Source organism: Pseudomonas sp. GM21 (genome assembly GCF_000282215.1).
Lineage (GTDB): Bacteria > Pseudomonadota > Gammaproteobacteria > Pseudomonadales > Pseudomonadaceae > Aquipseudomonas.
On record NZ_AKJS01000034.1, the window covers coordinates 1 to 17,103 of the forward strand.

The 17,103-nt window shown below is 57.1% G+C and carries 12 protein-coding genes and 4 pseudogenes; 9 read left to right on the forward strand and 7 right to left on the reverse strand.

The genetic code is table 11. The features are described from left to right. Positions 1-300: 300 nt before the first annotated feature. A complete protein-coding gene (locus PMI22_RS22770; protein ID WP_007943828.1) occupies positions 301-1,359 on the forward strand; it encodes an aromatic ring-hydroxylating oxygenase subunit alpha in 1,059 nt (352 codons plus the stop codon). Positions 1,360-1,447: 88 nt separating this feature from the next. Further along, the gene (locus PMI22_RS22765) at positions 1,448-2,398 is read left to right on the forward strand and encodes a PDR/VanB family oxidoreductase (RefSeq protein ID WP_007943830.1); all 951 of its coding nucleotides are present in this window, start codon (positions 1,448-1,450) and stop codon (positions 2,396-2,398) included. A gap of 9 nt (positions 2,399-2,407) precedes the next feature. Here PMI22_RS22765 and PMI22_RS22760 read toward each other — a convergent pair whose 3' ends face one another. Together PMI22_RS22760 and PMI22_RS31890 are read right to left on the reverse strand one after the other, a co-directional pair. Next, positions 2,408-3,121: a GntR family transcriptional regulator gene (locus tag PMI22_RS22760; RefSeq protein WP_007943831.1), complete on the reverse strand. Its 714-nt coding sequence runs from the start codon at positions 3,119-3,121 to the stop codon at positions 2,408-2,410. A 106-nt stretch (positions 3,122-3,227) separates the two neighbouring features. Continuing rightward, positions 3,228-3,341, reverse strand: a pseudogene (locus tag PMI22_RS31890) (OprD family outer membrane porin); the annotation flags it as partial. A 3-nt stretch (positions 3,342-3,344) separates the two neighbouring features. Between PMI22_RS31890 and PMI22_RS31895 the strand changes: the two are divergent. Continuing rightward, positions 3,345-3,940: pseudogene (locus PMI22_RS31895) on the forward strand (transposase); the annotation flags it as partial. Positions 3,941-4,357: 417 nt separating this feature from the next. On the opposite strand, the gene PMI22_RS22755 reads toward PMI22_RS31895, so the two are convergent. Then, positions 4,358-5,653 carry an FAD-dependent oxidoreductase gene (locus PMI22_RS22755; protein ID WP_238543878.1) on the reverse strand — a complete coding sequence of 432 codons (1,296 nt, stop codon included), beginning with the start codon at positions 5,651-5,653 and terminating at the stop codon, positions 4,358-4,360. 1,237 nt (positions 5,654-6,890) lie between these two features. Between PMI22_RS22755 and PMI22_RS32430 the strand changes: the two are divergent. From PMI22_RS32430 to PMI22_RS22745, 3 genes and pseudogenes are all read left to right on the forward strand, one after another. Then, a pseudogene (locus tag PMI22_RS32430) lies at positions 6,891-7,187 on the forward strand (HAMP domain-containing protein); the annotation flags it as partial. A gap of 351 nt (positions 7,188-7,538) precedes the next feature. Further along, positions 7,539-8,045, forward strand: a pseudogene (locus tag PMI22_RS32435) (methyl-accepting chemotaxis protein); the annotation flags it as partial. 230 nt (positions 8,046-8,275) lie between these two features. Beyond that, on the forward strand, positions 8,276-9,202 hold the full coding sequence (locus PMI22_RS22745; RefSeq protein ID WP_007943836.1) for a LysR family transcriptional regulator: 927 nt from the start codon (positions 8,276-8,278) through the stop codon (positions 9,200-9,202). Between the two features lie 77 nt (positions 9,203-9,279). Here the strand turns inward: PMI22_RS22745 and PMI22_RS29915 are convergent, their stop codons facing one another. The 4 genes from PMI22_RS29915 to PMI22_RS22730 form a co-directional block, all read right to left on the reverse strand. Further along, on the reverse strand, positions 9,280-10,356 hold the full coding sequence (locus tag PMI22_RS29915; protein WP_007943838.1) for an aromatic ring-hydroxylating dioxygenase subunit alpha: 1,077 nt from the start codon (positions 10,354-10,356) through the stop codon (positions 9,280-9,282). Between the two features lie 67 nt (positions 10,357-10,423). Next, the gene (locus PMI22_RS22740) at positions 10,424-10,804 is read right to left on the reverse strand and encodes a nuclear transport factor 2 family protein (RefSeq protein ID WP_007943839.1); all 381 of its coding nucleotides are present in this window, start codon (positions 10,802-10,804) and stop codon (positions 10,424-10,426) included. A 44-nt stretch (positions 10,805-10,848) separates the two neighbouring features. Beyond that, on the reverse strand, positions 10,849-11,289 hold the full coding sequence (locus PMI22_RS22735; RefSeq protein ID WP_007943841.1) for a GlcG/HbpS family heme-binding protein: 441 nt from the start codon (positions 11,287-11,289) through the stop codon (positions 10,849-10,851). Continuing rightward, positions 11,286-12,662, reverse strand: coding sequence for a metal-dependent hydrolase family protein (locus tag PMI22_RS22730; protein WP_007943842.1), 1,377 nt, complete (start codon positions 12,660-12,662; stop codon positions 11,286-11,288). The genes PMI22_RS22735 and PMI22_RS22730 overlap by 4 nt, the downstream gene beginning before the upstream one ends. A 326-nt stretch (positions 12,663-12,988) precedes the next feature. Here PMI22_RS22730 and fdhA point away from each other — a divergent pair, with 326 nt between their 5' ends. The 3 genes from fdhA to PMI22_RS22720 all read left to right on the forward strand — a co-directional run bounded on the left by fdhA (position 12,989) and on the right by PMI22_RS22720 (position 17,098). Further along, on the forward strand, positions 12,989-14,188 hold the full coding sequence (gene fdhA, locus PMI22_RS22725; protein WP_007943843.1) for a formaldehyde dehydrogenase, glutathione-independent: 1,200 nt from the start codon (positions 12,989-12,991) through the stop codon (positions 14,186-14,188). Between the two features lie 543 nt (positions 14,189-14,731). Further along, positions 14,732-15,325 carry a hypothetical protein gene (locus PMI22_RS0129180; protein ID WP_007943844.1) on the forward strand — a complete coding sequence of 198 codons (594 nt, stop codon included), beginning with the start codon at positions 14,732-14,734 and terminating at the stop codon, positions 15,323-15,325. A gap of 93 nt (positions 15,326-15,418) precedes the next feature. Next, positions 15,419-17,098, forward strand: a complete 1,680-nt coding sequence (locus PMI22_RS22720; protein ID WP_007943845.1) for a DUF1302 domain-containing protein — start codon at positions 15,419-15,421, stop codon at positions 17,096-17,098. Positions 17,099-17,103 lie beyond the last annotated feature (5 nt).

Sequence of the window (17,103 nt, forward strand, 5' to 3'; positions counted from 1 at the left end):
GTTTTCAATCAGCGCCAACAGTCTGGAGTGCAGACCCGCCTTACAAACACAAAATGCGCCCTCACCAGTGACCGGCAGGAGAGCTCCCCGTGGGCGATTTTCGTCGGAGCGTTATTTCGATGCCACGGCATAATCAGGACGGCAGCGGCATCGCTTATGTAAGGTGCTAGAAAGGATAAATCTTGATGAGCTCGCATTAATGGATCCATTGGGAGTTGCCTGTTTACATAAGTCTTGACTTAAATCGGTTGTTTCCGATCAAATGGATCCATAAAAACAAGCCTGCCCCCGGAGATTCTCATGTATCCGAAAAACACATGGTATGTCGCCTGCACCCCCGACGAGATCGTAAGCAAGCCCCTTGGGCGGCAAATATGCGGTGAGAAAATCGTTTTCTATCGAGGCCATGAAGGGCGCGTTGCGGCCGTCGAGAATTTTTGCCCACATCGCGGCGCCCCCCTTTCACTTGGATATGTCGAGAATGGCAACCTGGTCTGTGGGTACCACGGCCTGGTGATGGGCTGTGACGGCAAAACAGTCGAAATGCCAGGTCAGCGCGTCCGGGGCTTTCCGTGCAACAAGACCTACGCAGTTGAAGAGCGTTATGGTTTTATCTGGGTCTGGCCTGGGGAGCAGGACAAGGCTGACCCAGCCCTGATCCATCATCTGGAATGGGCTGTCAGCGATGAGTGGGCCTACGGCGGTGGGCTGTTCCACATCAATTGCGACTATCGACTGATGATCGATAACCTGATGGATCTCACCCACGAAACCTACGTGCACGCTTCCAGCATCGGCCAGAAAGAGATCGATGAGGCGCCCCCGCTCACTACCGTTCAGGGTGACGAAGTGGTCACCGCACGGCACATGGAAAACATCATGGCGCCACCGTTCTGGCGCATGGCCCTGCGTGGCAACAACCTGGCCGACGACGTGCCGGTAGACCGTTGGCAGATCTGCCGCTTCAGTCCGCCCAGTCACGTTTTGATTGAGGTGGGCGTGGCTCACGCTGGCAAGGGCGGTTACAACGCTGAGCCGCAACACAAAGCCGCAAGCATAGTAGTCGACTTCATTACACCGGAAACCGAGACCTCGATCTGGTACTTCTGGGGTATGGCACGCAACTTCAATCCGCACGACGAAGCCCTGACCGATACCATCCGCGAGGGCCAAGGGAAGATTTTCAGCGAAGACCTCGACATGCTCGAACAGCAGCAGCAAAACCTGCTGGCCAATCCTGAGCGCAACTTGCTCAAGCTCAATATTGATGCCGGTGGTGTGCAGTCCAGGCGCGTGTTGGAACGCATCATCGCGCGTGAGCGAGCACCGGCTGTCGAGCTGATTGCCACGGCCAAATAGCGAAGGGCTGCGTCCTGGAGCAATACGCCCGTCCACTCCCATTGATCTTGTTCGCGGCCACTGCGGTGGCCGGTCGTGAAGGTTCGCCATGATTGAAGTCGTCGTGACATCCCGCAACAACGAAGCCCTGGATATTTGCAGCTACGAGTTGACCTGTGCACAGGGCGGGGCTTTGCCCGGCTTCAGTGCCGGGGCCCATATCGACGTGCATCTGCCCAGCGGTCTGATCCGCCAGTATTCATTGTGCAACCACCCGCAAGAGCACCATCGCTACCTGATCGGCGTGCTCAAGGACGCCGCCTCGCGCGGTGGATCCCAGAGCATGCATGAGCAGATCAACAGTGGCGATCGGCTGTTCATCAGCGCGCCGCGCAACCTTTTCCCGTTGGTCGCTGATGCCCAACGCAGCCTGTTGTTCGCCGGCGGCATCGGCATCACGCCGATTCTCTGCATGGCCGAGCAACTGGCCCAGAGCGGTGCCGATTTCGAGCTGCATTACTGCGCTCGCTCCAGTGAGCGCGCGGCCTTTGCCGAACGGCTCAAAGGGGCCTCCTTTTCCGATCGCGTGCACCTGCATTTCGATGAAGAAGCCGATACGGGCCTGGATGTCGCCAAGGTCCTGGCCAATCCGGGGCCGGACTTGCACCTGTATGTTTGTGGCCCTGCAGGGTTCATGCAGTTTGTGCTCGACAGCGCCAGCGCCCAAGGTTGGGGCGATGGGCAGTTGCACCGTGAGTACTTCGCGGCTGCGCCGGTCGATACCCGTGGCGATGGGACGTTCCAGGTCAAGCTTGGCAGCAGCGGGCAGGTGTTCGACATTCCAGCCGACAAGACCGTGGTCCAGGTCCTGGAAAGTCGCGGTGTCGAAATTGCGATTTCCTGTGAGCAGGGCGTCTGCGGAACCTGCCTGACCCGAGTGCTGGAAGGGGTGCCTGATCACCGTGACCTGTTCCTCACCGAAGAAGAGCAAGCGGCAAACGATCAGTTCACGCCCTGCTGTTCAAGGGCTAAATCGGCGCTATTGGTGCTGGACCTCTGACCAAACCGGTTATTCGCCGCGCGCGATCACTTTCATCCGTTCGCTATTGCTGATCGCGCCGAATACCTCGGCGTAGCGCAGGGTTGCATTGGCGTGTTCGCGCATGATGGCTTCGGCGCGTGCGCCCTGGCGGTTGACCAGTGCATCGAAGACCGAGTGGTGCTGCATGTGAGCGAAGTTGAAGCGTCGGTATTCGCGCATCATGTCTTCGCGATCAATAGCGAGCGCTGACACTGAAGCGAAGGGCCGATGGTCGTTGCGCGCCAGCGCTTCGGCGATGGCGGGGTTGGCGCTGCTTTCGACGATCACCTGATGAAAGCGCATGTTGAGGTCATGGAAGGCCTCAAGGTCTTCTTCTGTTACGTAGCCTTTGTCGAACAATGCATCGCCTTTCACTAGGCATTCGTGCAGTGCTGCCTGCGCTTGCTCGGTCAATCCGCGTTCGGCGCTCTGCCGCGCCGCCAGCCCCTCCAGTACCCCACGCACCTCCAAGGCTCCGGCGATATCGTCGGCACTCACCGAGCGCACCTGATAGCCCCGTCCACCGTGACGTACCAGTAAGCCTTCCTGTTCGAGGGTCAGGAAAGCCATACGCACCGGCATGCGCGAGACGCCAAACCGATCCGCCGTCGGGATTTCCATCAGCCGCTCGCCCGCCGCCAGCTCGCCCGAGGCAATCATTTTGCGCAGTGCCACTAGCACCATTTGACCGGGTTTACTCATGTAGACGACTTCCAGCGAGGGGATTCGCCATAGTAACGCAAGGAGGAGGAGAGCTGCAGGAGCGACAAGCGCCCCTGCCGGGAGGATCAGAGTGACAGTTGATAGTTGATAGTTGATAGTTGAAGATGATGCGGGTCTGATCGAAGTCGCTGTTGAAGTTGCGACGGTTGTTAGCGTTGTTGACGCGTACGCTAAGGTTTTTCAGTGGACCACTTTTCAGGAAATGGCGAACCAAGCGTGTGAAGAGATCGGCGCTGAGTCGCTGACGGTAGTATCCGACCGAGGCTACTACAAAGGGCTGGAAATCCTTCTGCGAGCACGGGGTATCACCACCTTCATACCGAAACCCCAGACTTCCGGCAGCAAAGGCGAAGGCCGATGTGGTAAGCAGGACTTCATCTACGTTGCTCCATCGGACGAGTATCGATGCCCCTGCGGGACAGTTACTGACCCAGCGGCATTCTTCGGTGGAAGACGGCATGCTACCGCACTGTTATTGGTTCTCGCGTTGTAAGTCCTGCGCAATGCAGAAGCGGTGTACGACGGGTAAGGAGCGCCGAGTAAAGCGCTGGGAACAGGAGGCCGTAGTATGCGATGCAGGTACGGCTGGAAAATGATCCAGCGATGATGAGGCATCGCCAACAGTCCGTTGAACATCCGTTTGGAACGCGCAAATACTGGATGGGAAGTACCCACTTCCTGACCAAAAACTTGCCGAGGGTAAGCACTGAGATGAGCCTTCATGTGTTGGCCTGCAACCTCAAACGAATGATGAGCATCTTCGGCATCGCAGGACTGCTAGAAGCGATCAGGGCGTAAATCCAACCGCTAGCTGGACCGTTAGTAGCCGTTTGGACCGCTGACGCGGCCCAAACAGAATTACGAGGGGTGATGTTACTACTAGGAGCAATTCGCGCTTCCGCTTGCTGGTTACACAAGCAAAACTCAGTTTAAATGCGTCCAGCGTGTTTCACACAGCCTGGGTCGTTTCCAGCCGGCCACCACAGGCAGAAAACGGCCAGTAGTAAGCTTTTATCATTTGAGTTACAGCTTGAAGGCTACGTTGAGCCTGCTACGCAAGCAGGCTTTGTTACATAGTAGTGAATGAATACTGGCCCTGTTACACGCTAACGAATCGCTATCTACCACGTTTTTTAACATCAGAACTCGTCTTCAGACCGCAACCGGCGTCCCCAGCGTTTCTGTGAACACTACCGCCGGGGTGTGGCTAAAGCATCAGGCTCTTCTATGCAGCTCTTGGAGCGATAACGACATTTTCTCAGCTTCGCTCAGGTAGTCCCGACTAATCATATTGCTCAGAAATTTGGTATGGTCGAAGACAAAGTCTCTGAGTTTCGCTAGAGGGTAGGGGAGTTGATGGAAGACGTTGCCAAGCTTCCTGGCAAATTCAACGTTGTGATTAACGTATGCTACTCGCTCTTGCTCGAAGACCGAAAAGCTGTTGGCGATTTTGTCCCCGTCGTGTAAGTCACACCCGCCGAGCGCCCGGGCTAGAAAGTAGCCGTCTTCAATGGCCATGCCCATGCCGTACGCTGCGTAAGGGGATACCGGGTGCACGGCATCGCCCAGGCAAACGACGCGCCCATTGCTCCATTTTTGCAGCGAGGGGCGGTTGTAGATTTCCCACTTGAAGATCTGCGTATTCATGTCGGTAGCTTCGAGGAAGCGCGGAAGCGGATCAGGAAAATCTTTAAGAATCTTCGCTATATGACCTTTCACGTCGTCGGGAACTGGCGAGCCTTGTTTTGACGGTTCAACAATCCACCACTCGTAGCCGGGCTTGCCATCGTGAAGCATCGGAAAAAAACTGGCCTGGTACTTTCGTGAGTGAATGATTCTGCCGGTATTCGCGGGAATGCCTTCAATGGGATCACACCACGCCAGCCAGGCGCGCAATCCCACATGAAATAGCCCAAGATCGCCAAACGCTTGTTTTGAGACGCCGGAGCGGATGCCGTCGGCGCCAACCAGAATATCGGCCTCCACATGGGTGCCGTTTTTGAAGTTGATTATCACGCTGTCTGGCTGCTCAACATAACTGTCGAAATCAGAGTCGGGCACCAGCATGCCCTCTGGCATCAGTTCCATCATTCGGGCGAAGGCGTTCGAGCGCAACATGCCGTAATGCCACCCTTTCATACCGAATGACTTTTCTACCGAGGCATTAAAGGGAAGGCGAGCTCGCAAGTGGTTTTTGTTGTTTCTGAATTCGGTAACGGTGAATGAACCAAAATTGTCCATCTTGACACCGTAGTCCCGCAGCACCGCCAAAACTGGCACGCTTAACAGTACGGCTCCGCCGATGGGTTTCGGTTCGGGGTTTTTCTCGAAAACCCGGACATCAAAACCTTGTCGGTGCAACGCCAGTGCCGCGGAAACCCCACCGGGCCCGGCGCCCACCACAGCCACCCGCTTGCCTGCACGCCAGTTCTCAGAATTATTCAGCATCGTTGTCGCCTCGTTATTGTTGTTAGCGAGGATGTTAAGGAGTTCGGCATAGACGCGATACACGCTTTACGCCATAAAAACGGATTTATGCTCTTGATATCGGACTGCGGATAGCTCGGTTGGTTAAGCTCCTTTCCGGCACCTGCAACAAGCATCGGCGTTACTGATACCTAATAGCCCGGTAATCGATTGGAGTTTGCTGCGGTGAAGTCTTAGATTGGCACACTGTGAACTGCGTTCTGCATTAGTGCCACGGCGCGGAAAATAATAAAAAAAGGACGTCGCTATGACCAACCTAACTCCCATCGCGACACTCCGCTGCGTAGGCAAAAAAGCCGAGCGCATAACCATCGCCGCCACTTACTCTACCGGTATGGTTGGTGACCGTTTGCCGGGCAGCTCCGCCCAAAGACCAACGCCACAGTGCTCACCTGCACAGCGACTAAGCAACCTGCGCTAGCCCGGGCCCCAGTCGTCGCTTTCCGTGCATTTCGCTCACTATGAGTTGTATTCAGCTATGTCCTTCCTTTCGCGCGTGCTAGCAAACTTATCTGTCGGCACCAAGCTTTCTCTCGGCTTTGGCTTGGTTTTGGTGTTTACCCTCGGCGTGGGGTTGGCCGCCTCTCACTCACTGACGTTACTCAAGGTTCGCAGCGAGCAATTGCGGGATCAGGCCGCCACGCAGGCACTTATTCTGCAAGCGCGAATTGATGAGAAGGAATTTGCCCTCACCCTGGACACGCAAGTGGCAGAACGTGTGAGCAACGCGGTAGCCGAGCTGGGCAAAGGGGTACAGAGCCGCTCGGCCAATTCATCTGATCAGTCAGCCATCCAGGCTGCAGCAAACGCCTACTTGGAACAATTTGTGCACTATGCGCAATCCTTACGTTCGGCGCGTGAGGAGCGGCTGCGTATGCAGAAGCGGGCACAAGCGGCGGGGTCCAGTTTTTCCATGGTGTTTCTCGATCAGATGGACGCCATCAATGCATTGATAGAGGCAGGGCAACTACCAACCGCCGAGCAAACGACACAACTCGAGCAGGCCGTAGGCTTGCGCGAGAAGCTGGAAAAGCTCAGAGACAGCGAGCTCTATTATGCGATGGATGGTGATGATCGTTACCGCAGTGACTGGGAAATGAGCGTAAGTGATCTCACGTCCGCCATGCAGGTACAAACTAGCGACTTAAGCGGCGCTGAATTGGACTCGCTAAACGCTGCGAGCGTAGCGTTGGCCGATTACCGCATAGCGTTTGAGCGGTTTGTTCAGAGCCGTATAGAGAGCGCCCAAGCGTTGGCGTCCATGAGCATTCAGGCGCAACGTGTCGGCGACCTGCTTGCCCAGGTCAGCCAGGAGCAGAGTTTGGCCATTGGCAGCGACAGCCAGAGTGCTTACCGTCAATTAGCGCTGATTACGCTGGTAGCCCTGATTTTGGGCGTTAGTGCCGGCGTGCTGATCAGGCGCAGTATCGTGCAGCCGTTGAGTATCGTCGTTCGGCTTACTCAACGGGCGGCGGCAGGCGATATTGCTAGCGTGATGGGCAGCCCCAAGCGCCAGGATGAATTGGGTCAACTGCTCGTGACTGTGGAAACGATGCTGGGCAATCTTCGCAACCTAGTCGGCCGCATCGGCCAGGGTGTAGGGCAGCTGAATATCACGGCGGCAAATATGGCAACTATGACCACGCGCAACAGTCAGGGTGTGGAGCAGCAGTTGCAGGAATCGGCAAGGACCGCCGACGCCATGCAGCAAATGATCGCCACCGCGGCCAGGGTGGCGCGCAATGCCGGCGACGCCAGCATCGCCATGGCTCAGGCCGACGTTCAAGCGCGTGAAGGGGACGAGTTGGTGCGCTTGGCGGGGAACAAGATCGATTGTCTGGTGCTGGAGATGGTTGGGTGCTCGGAAGCGATGCAATCGCTGCTGCACGAGAGTTCGGCGATCGGTGGCATACTGGATGTGATCAAGTCTGTGGCCGAACAAACCAATTTGCTCGCGCTCAACGCTGCGATAGAGGCGGCGCGTGCAGGGGAGCATGGTCGAGGGTTTGCGGTGGTCGCTGACGAGGTGCGTGGCCTAGCCCAGCGTACGCAGAAGTCCACATCGGAAATCGAGGGGCTGATCGCCCGTTTGCGTGCGGTGGCCCAACAAGTGGACGAGCGCATGAAGGGCAGTCGGGTTCTGACCGACGAGACAGTTGCACTCGCCGGCCACGCATCAGAAGCACTTGCACGGATCACGCGAGCGGTATCGAGCGTCGAACTGATGAACCAGCAAATTTCCGAGGTCGCCGAACAGCAAAGTGTGGTTGCTGCGCAAGTCAGTGCTAGTGTGCGGTCGGTGCGTGAAGTTGCCGAAAACAATGCGCGCGATAGCCAGCATCTGGAGCAGGCCACGGCCAAATTGCAAAGCGTCGGCGACGAGCTAAATGCCGCAGTCGGCTACTTTCAGACCTGATGCGCAAGACTACGCATACATGGTCACAGTAGGCCGATGAGCTGGCCCGGCTCGAACACAAGTACGTTTTTTATTCGTCCGCTCCTGGTGCAGCAGTAGATGCAGCCAGTACCCGGCGGGGCGGCGTTCTACCTCGAAGATGTGGTAGATCTGTTGTTACGCTTGGCTGATCTGCGTGCCAGGTAGCCCGCGAAGCTGCCGTGTACTGAACCCCACCAAGAGAGTGGACGATGCGCTATTACGGGTTGGACTTGAACTTGCTGGCTGTCCTGGATGCGTTATTTATCGAGCAGCATGTCACCCGTGCAGCTTCGCGCCTTCATTTGACGCAGTCGGCCGTGAGTGCCGCGCTCGGCCGATTGCGCGAGCATTTCGACGACCCGCTTTTCGTCCTCGTGGGCGGCAAGATGGTGCCCACCGCATTGACGCAACGTCTTTATCCGCAGATCAATCAGGTGCTGGAAAGCGCGCGAGAAATTGCCTTTTCCAATGTGCAGTTTGACCCTCGGCGTTCAACCCGGCGGTTTCGGATTATGGCTTCCGACTATGTGATTGCAGTGCTGCTGCCCCAAGTGCAGCGGCGTTTGGCACAAGTTGCGCCGGACGTAGATCTGAGCGTGGAAACCCTTTTTCCGCAGAAAAGTCTGGAGCCCGGCTGGCTGGCCGATAACGTACTCGAGCATCGCAGTTGCGACCTTTTGATCATTCCCCATGCGCATCGCTCAACGCGTCATCCGCAGGAACCGTTATTCGAAGATGGCTTCAGCACCATTGTGTGTATGGGCAATCACAGGGTAGGCGACAGCCTGACGGTGCAGCAATATCTGGCGCTGCCCCATGTGGTGCGCGAAGCGGGTACGGCCGCGAATGGCAGTATGGAGGCTGAGTTCTTTGCCAGTCGCGGCCTTGAACGACGGGTGCGGGTGGCGGTTGATCAGTTCGGCCTGATGCCCGAATTTGTGGTGGGTAGTGAGTGCATCGCTACCATGCACAGCCGCCTGGCGCGGTTGTATGCGCGGCGCTTCCCCCTGCGCCTGCTGGCGCCGCCATTGGAGATGCCACCGACGTTGCAGGTGGTCCAATGGCATGCGTACCAGGATGCCGATCCCGCCTTGATCTGGTTCCGCCAGTTGTTGGCGGAAGTAGCTAACGGCTAAGCCGCAGCGTCTCGGATCAGCCCAAGCGACAGCACCTGTGGGTGCCGCCCGGTCAACGGAGCAGCCAGTCCAAGGGCCTATTCGGCAGTGTCCTTTTCTATTTGCGCCATCAGTTTTCGCCGCGCCTGAATGGCCGCCTGGTCGGTAGCTACGATGATTTCCGGGTAGTCAAGGTGACGTGGGTCTTCCATGATATTGCGGTGTACCGCCTCGATAATGGCTTTGTCTTCGGCAAAGCCAATCTCGGTCAGGGTCTTGCACATGTTCAGAGTGACTGGGTCCATGTCGGGAATGTCAAAGCCGCCGAACCACATATAGCGGAAGCGCGTCGGCGTCTCCGGAGTGGTGACGTGCAGCACGCGGAACTTGAAGTGCGTGCGCTTTCCCGGCTCGGCGTTCAGGTCCTCGATATCCAGAGTGGCCACGTTCAGGGCCGGAGACACATAGCTGCCATAGTTATACCGATTGACCTTTTTCTGCATGCCGATGGCCGTTACTTCGGCAAACATGGGCGGCAAATTGCACTCCTTGAAATCCTGCCGGAAACTGACCTGATCTTCAGTAACGGTCACCGTCGGCGCGCCCACCCAGTCAAGAATTTTGAATGAGGTGGCGTGTACGTAGCCGAAGTGGGTGAGATCCAGCACGTTCTCTTTCAGCAGCATGTAGTTACCATGGGCAAGTGTTTCGCCACTCCAGGAGGAGTAGTTGGGGTCGGCCGGCCATTCGGCTTCCACAGGAGGCCCTTCCACGATCTTTTCCGGGTCGCCCATCCATACCCAGACAAAAGGCGGCTTGTCGACGGCTGTGTATGCGCGGACTTTGCAGCGGCTGGGAATTTGCGTCTGTGAGGGAATCCGTACACAGCTCCCCGTCGCGTCGAAGGTAAAACCGTGATAGCCACATTGGATCGCGTCGCCCACCACTTTGCCCGAGGAGAGCGGGGCCCAGCGGTGGGGGCAGCGGTCTTCCAGTGCTGCTACTGTGCCGTCTTCCTTGCGAAAAAGAACCACTTTGGTGTCCAGCATTGTCAAGGCCAACGGTTCGCGGCCCAATTGCGTAGAGGTAGTGGCTACCCACCAGCAGTTGCGCGGGTAATTGGGTTTGATAATCCCTTCAGGGACGGCCGTTGTGTCAGTGGCAATCAGGGTCATGAAGCCTCCTCATCGTTTTTATTGTAAGGCGTAATTGAAGCAATGGTCTGCGGGTGCTGCGCCGGCCTTACTGCGGCAAGCGGCTGCCATGGAACGAGGTGATCTTCCAGCCCTCAGGGCCGTTGAGCCACACCTGAGTGACAAAGCCCTCACCGCGAACCGGAGTGTCTTCGCCGCGTTTTTGCAAGGTATTGATCTGGGAGCCGGTCATGACCGCAATGTCGCCATACAGGCGCACTTCCAGCCTGCCGCGTTCGACATCAAGGTAACGGACTACGTCGCGGGCATAGGCCAAGTACTCGGTTTTGTCGTGCACCATGCCGGTAGTGTGTACGTACACTAGGTCATCGGTGAACAGTTGGGCGATAGCCTCTCGGTCGTCCGCAATAAGTGCAGTGCGACGTAGGCCTTCTGCCTCGATGACTTCCTGAATGAGTTGTTGATTCATTGCAACTAATACCTGTGGTGAGTGAAAGAGAAAACGGTTTTTATTTACTCGCTGATACCGCAATCGGCGACCAATTTGGCGGCCAGCAGACCGGCCAGCGCACAACGCTCATCGTTGTCGGAGCTGTCGCCACTGATACCGACGGCACCGATGACTTCTCCGCCAGCATCACGGATCAGAACTCCGCCAGGGACCGGCACCATGTTGCCGCCGGCGAGGTCGCTCAAGGCGTTGAAGAACACCGGCATTAGTGCCGCACGCCGTGCCAGTTCGCGGCCGCCGAAGCCCATGCCGAGCACCGATGCCGCTTTACCGTTGGCAATTTGTGGGCGTAGCAAGCTGGCACGCTCATCACGTTTGATGGCTAGCACATGGCCGCCGGCATCGAGTACGGCGACGCAAATGGGCTGAAGTTGTAGAAGCCGGGCTTCAGCCAGGGCCGCATCGACAATGATCGAAGCCTGGGCGAGGGTCAGTTTGCTCATAGGGATGCCTTCGGCAAGTCAATGGAGGAGGGGCGTTTACCCATTTCAACGGCGCGTTTGCGGGTGTGCAGTTCGGACCACTTCACGGTGTTGAAGTCGCTCACGCGATTGGGGTCATAGCCGGGCACTTGTGCTTGAACGCGGACGCCACCTAAGAACACACCACGGATTTTTTCGCGCTCTTGCAAGATCGAAACGTTCTGTAGAGGAGAGCCTTCAACGAATATGAAGTCGGCCCGACGGCCTACTTCCAGCGCGCCTACTTTTTGCGTGGCCGGCATCATTTTGGCGGAAACCGAGGTCGCCGCCCGCAACGCTTGCGCTGGGCTGAAACCCAGCCACTCGACCAGTATTTCAATTTCCCTCGCGTGCCATTCGCCATAGGGGGTAATTGCAAAGCCGGCATCGCTGCCGGTCATAAAGGGCACACCGGCTTCGCGGGCTTTGCGCAGGTTACGGCAACCGATATCAATAACGCGTTGTTGCATGGCGCGATAGCCGGACTTGGTAGAGGCTTCGTACGTCTCGGCGAACTCCACATTGTTGGCGAGCATGGTCAAGGTCGGCGCAATATGCGAGCCCGACTGCAGGATCGCGTCGATACAGGCATCGTCCAGAAAGAACGCATGGAAGATCACGTCCACGCCGGCCTTCGCGGCGTACATGACCGCTTCGCGGCCGTAGGCATGTACCGCGATTTTTTTGCCCAGGCGGTGGGCTTCCGCGACCATTGCACTGGTCTCTTCCTGAGTGAAGGCGGCGATGTGCTCGCCGTTCTCACGCATATGCGCGCCATCCATGCTGATCTTAATCAGGTCGACGCCGTCTTTGGCCTGGCGGCGTATTTCGGCAACCTGCTCATCTCGGGTTTCACACAGGCGACCGGTAAAATAATCCGGCGTGCCGACCCAGCTCGGGAACCAATCGTTCAGACTTTGGCGGTTGGCGATCACGTTGCTGCTCGCGGCAATTCTCGGCCCTTTGAACATGCCAGCGTTGATTGCGTTGCGTACGGAGACGCTGCACTGACCGGCATCGCCTGGCACCACCACCGAGGTATAGCCGGCAGCGAGTACGTGCTGGGTAAAAAACAATCCACGCAGGGCGCGAAATTCTGGTGACACAAACAGGTCGACGTCTTCTTCGCTTTTGGCGTTGCCAAACACCAGGTGGGTATGAACATCCACCAGGCCGGGCATCACGAAGTGGTCACCGGCATCGACAACTTCATCCCCGAGTTCCGGCCTGGGGGCCGAGCTCTGAGGCCCGACATAGCTGAATACGCCGTTCTCAATCACCAGGGCCTGATCGCTACGGGCATCGTCTTCCAGCCCGGTGAACAAGGTTTTGCAGTTAACGTGAATGCGGGACATGGTGTGCGCCTTATTGTTGTACTCAGATGCACAGTACGGAGCGAGCCTCGTACTAGGTAGTGAAAGATATTGCTACCGAGCTATGCCAAAAATTCATGCTCCTTCTACGCGATAAACCCATCCTTTCTCACGCTGCAAGTCAGGGCTCACGCACGTATTGCTGTGGGCGATAGCTGGCATCCCAAGGCGCAATTTGCCCGCGCACCCGTCCCGTGCGAGGTTGCCGAGGCTGGGTTCGACGGCCTTTGCGGCGGCTGCGGTCATCAATCACCTACACGCTGTCGCGCCGATCCCATACAAATAAAACAACAAAAGGAAACAAGGACATGACAGACAATCGTGGTGTTGTATATCTGGGCGCAGGCAAGGTCGAAGTACAGGAAATTGCCTACCCCAAGATGCAGGATCCTCGTGGTCGCAAGATCGAACATGCCGTTATTCTCAAGGTTGTTTCGACCAACATCTGTGGTTCTGACCAGCACATGGTGCGTGGCCGCACGACGGCACAAGCCGGCTTGGTACTGGGCCACGAAATTACCGGTGAGGTCATTGAAAAAGGCAGTGACGTCGAGCATCTCAAGATTGGCGACCTGGTTTCCGTGCCGTTCAACGTTGCGTGTGGGCGTTGCCGTTCCTGCAAGGAGCAGCACACCGGAGTTTGCCTGACGGTGAATCCTGCTCGCGCTGGCGGCGCCTACGGTTATGTCGACATGGGCGACTGGACGGGTGGTCAGGCCGACTATGTGCTGGTGCCGTATGCCGACTTCAATCTTCTGAAGTTGCCTGACCGCGACAAGGCGATGGAGAAGATACGTGACCTTACCTGTCTTTCCGACATCCTGCCGACGGGCTATCACGGCGCCGTGACGGCAGGGGTGGGGCCGGGTAGCACAGTGTATGTTGCCGGCGCTGGGCCAGTCGGTTTGGCGGCTGCCGCGTCGGCGCGCTTACTCGGTGCGGCCGTGGTCATTATCGGGGACGTCAATCCGGTTCGGTTGGTGCACGCCAAGGCGCAGGGCTTTGAGGTCGTCGATTTGTCCCTAGACACGCCGTTGCATGAACAGATTGCTGCCCTGTTGGGGGAGCCGGAAGTCGATTGTGCGGTGGATGCGGTTGGTTTCGAGGCGCGTGGCCATGGCCATTCGGGTGTGCAACACGAAGCGCCGGCCACCGTACTTAACTCGCTAATGCAGGTCACCCGAGTGGCTGGCAAGATTGGGATTCCGGGGCTCTACGTTACGGAAGATCCGGGTGCAGTGGATGCCGCGGCCAAGATAGGGGCGCTGAGCATTCGTTTTGGCCTTGGCTGGGCGAAGTCTCATAGCTTCCATACCGGCCAAACGCCGGTAATGAAGTACAACCGCGCCTTGATGCAGGCCATTATGTGGGACCGTATCAATATTGCCGAAGTGGTGGGCGTGCAAGTCATCAGCCTGGACGACGCACCCAAGGGCTACGGCGAGTTCGATGCGGGAGTACCGAAGAAGTTTGTAATCGATCCCCATCGAACCTTCAGTGCGGCGTGAGAATGTGCGCACGGGCATGAGGGTTAAGCCTGCGTGATTAAGCCTTGCGGAAAAAATGCCGAACCATAAGGTTCGGCATTTTTGTTCGCCCGGCAGGGTTTTTAGCCTTGAGACGTCGGCGGGAAAATGTCGGTTAATCGCAAAAAATTCCCGCATCTCGACGTGCACCTGGAGCATGGAAAAGATCTCTTTCTGTCTGCCGATTCTTAGATGATCGCCTGCCACGTAGATAGTCGCGGTTCTTTGCCTGATGCGGCGAGTGCGTCTACGGCAAGCGTTTGGGACAGAAGTTCGATGAATCGGCTCGGCGCGTCGTGGGTGAAAATCTCTTGCTTGAGGTGATTCAGTATCCATTTTTAGTGACTTAGGGCAGCCATCTCCGGTAGCGATACATCGTATGCCTACCTGCCATTAGTAAAATTTGCGATTTACCCGGAAAGTAACGACCACGCGGCAGCTGCTGACTGCAATCGCAGGCATCAATGAAGCCTGAAGTTGGGCCAGCGTTAGCCGGACTAATAAAAATAAAAAGTGAGAAGAGCCATGAGCCAGCTTGTTAAGGATTTGGTCGTTGGTGGCAGTATCGGTGGCGTGTGCGCCGACATTGCTTTGCGTCGCAAAGGTGTTCGAGTGGATTTGGTCGAGATCAAATCTGAGTCGACGTTGCATGGCGTCGGCATCCCTCAGCGCTGCAACGTGATGCGCAAAATGGCGCGTCCTGGTGTGCTGGGCAGCGCTCTGCAAGCAGCCGATGCGTTCGATGATGTCGGTATCTATAACGCCTATGTAAAGCCTCCGGCTGGCGTTCCAGGGCGCCGCCTCGTGGGCCCCAACCAATCGGCGAATGTCGGGACTTTACGCCTTGCTCTGCATGAAGATGGTGAGTTCTTCAAAGTGGCCACGCGGCTTTTGGGTGACAAATATCCGCCACGACACCCTGGTCAATCCGTTCGGCATTGCACCTCCAAATTCTTTCCCATGATCGCCCATCAGGTCGCCTTTCAGGTGGCTGATGTTAAAGCATTGTCTACGACCACGGTTCAGACCGAATCAACCTGGTTCGACAAATGTTCGAGCGCACGGGTCAACCCATCAGTTCGCGTTAGCCGAGCATGGCGCGCGGTCGAATTGGTTTAGTAACAACCGCCATCCCTTCATGGGCTCGATACCGATGCCGGGACGGTTATGCAGACGATCCGCCACACAAAAACAATAAAGAGGGTTACTTCGATGTCGATTCGCAAGGTCGCCGTTCCGCGGCGCGTACCCAATCGTCTGACGCTGGCTGCTGCCTTGGTGCTTGGCGCGCCAGCGGCTATGGCGTTTCAGGTGGACACCGGCAACCCGGACTTCAGCCTGCGTTGGGATAACACGGTCAAGTACAGCGCCGCTTGGCGCGCCCAAAACCCCAGTAGCAAACTCGTTGATGGGCAGGTGGCACTCAATCAGGACGACGGTGATCGGGCCTTCAAAAAGGGCCTGATCTCTAACCGTACCGATATCCTTTCCGAACTGGATATGTCCTTCAAAAACGTCGGCGCGCGCCTCAGTGGCGCCGCCTGGTACGACACCGAATATCAGCAAGACAACGACAACACTGATCCGCCACGTGCCAACGCGCGTTCGGTGCCCTATGACGAATTTACCGATGACACCCGCCACTTGCACGGCGGTGACGGCGAATTACTTGATGCGTTTGTGTACTGGAACGGCGAGTTGGGCGATCACTCCACGTCATTGCGCGCCGGGCGCCACGGGTTGATCTGGGGCGAGAGTCTGTTCTTCGGTGCCAACGGCATAGCCGGTGGCATGGGGCCGGTCGACGTGGTCAAGGCGCAGTCCGTCCCTAACACCCAGTTCAAGGAAATCACCCGTCCGGTCAATCAGCTGTCGGGGACCTTTCAACTGACCGACGACGTGTCGCTCGGCGCCTTCTACCAACTGGAATGGGAAGAAACGCGTCTTCCGGGCGCCGGCAGTTATTTCTCCACAAGTGACATCATCGGTGAAGGCAACGAACGCTTGATCGTGGGGGCACCCTTCCCAGCATTCCTCGGTGGCAATGCCAGCAGCCCGGCGGCGTTCTTCCACGGCAATGACAAGGAAGCAAAAAGTTCGGGGCAGGGCGGCTTGCAGCTGAAATTCAGCGCGGAGACGGTCGAATACGGCCTTTATGCGATCCAGTACCACGACAAAACCCCCAAGTTGTACCTCAAACCTTCTACTAGTGTGCCGAACTTCAGCACCGGCCAAATCGGTGAGTACTACTGGGTGTACCCGGAAGACATTCAGGCCCTGGGCGCGAGTTTTTCTACCACCGTCGAGGAATACAGCTTCGCCGGTGAAGCCTCGATGCGCTGGAACATGCCGCTGGTTTCCAACGGTCAAACCGTCCTGCCTGGCGTTGAAGCCAATAACGATAGCGACCCGCTGTACGCCATCGGCCGTACTGCCCACGTCAACCTCAACGTATTGGCTTCCTTCGGGCCGAACTTCATTGCCAATGAGTCGGGACTTGTCGGTGAGATGGCCTGGAACCGGTTGCTGAACGTCACTCAAAACCGCGCCGCCCTGGACCCGAATGTCACCGATGACGGTCTCGGTTTCAAGGTGGTTTACACCCCGACCTACCGCCAGTTTTTCTCTGGCATCGATATCAGTGTTCCGGTCGGCATCAGCTACTTCCCGCTGGGCAAATCCGCTGTGATCGGTGCGTTCGGCCCGGACAACGGCGGCGATATGAACATCGGCATTACCGCCACCTACCTGGACCGCGTTACCGCAGGCCTCACCTACACGCATTACTACGGCGCCGAGGACACAGCCCTCAATGGAGCCACCCAGTTCATCATGAAGCAATCGCTGAAAGACCGAGACTACTTGTCTTTCTCCGTCAAGACCACATTTTAAGAGGA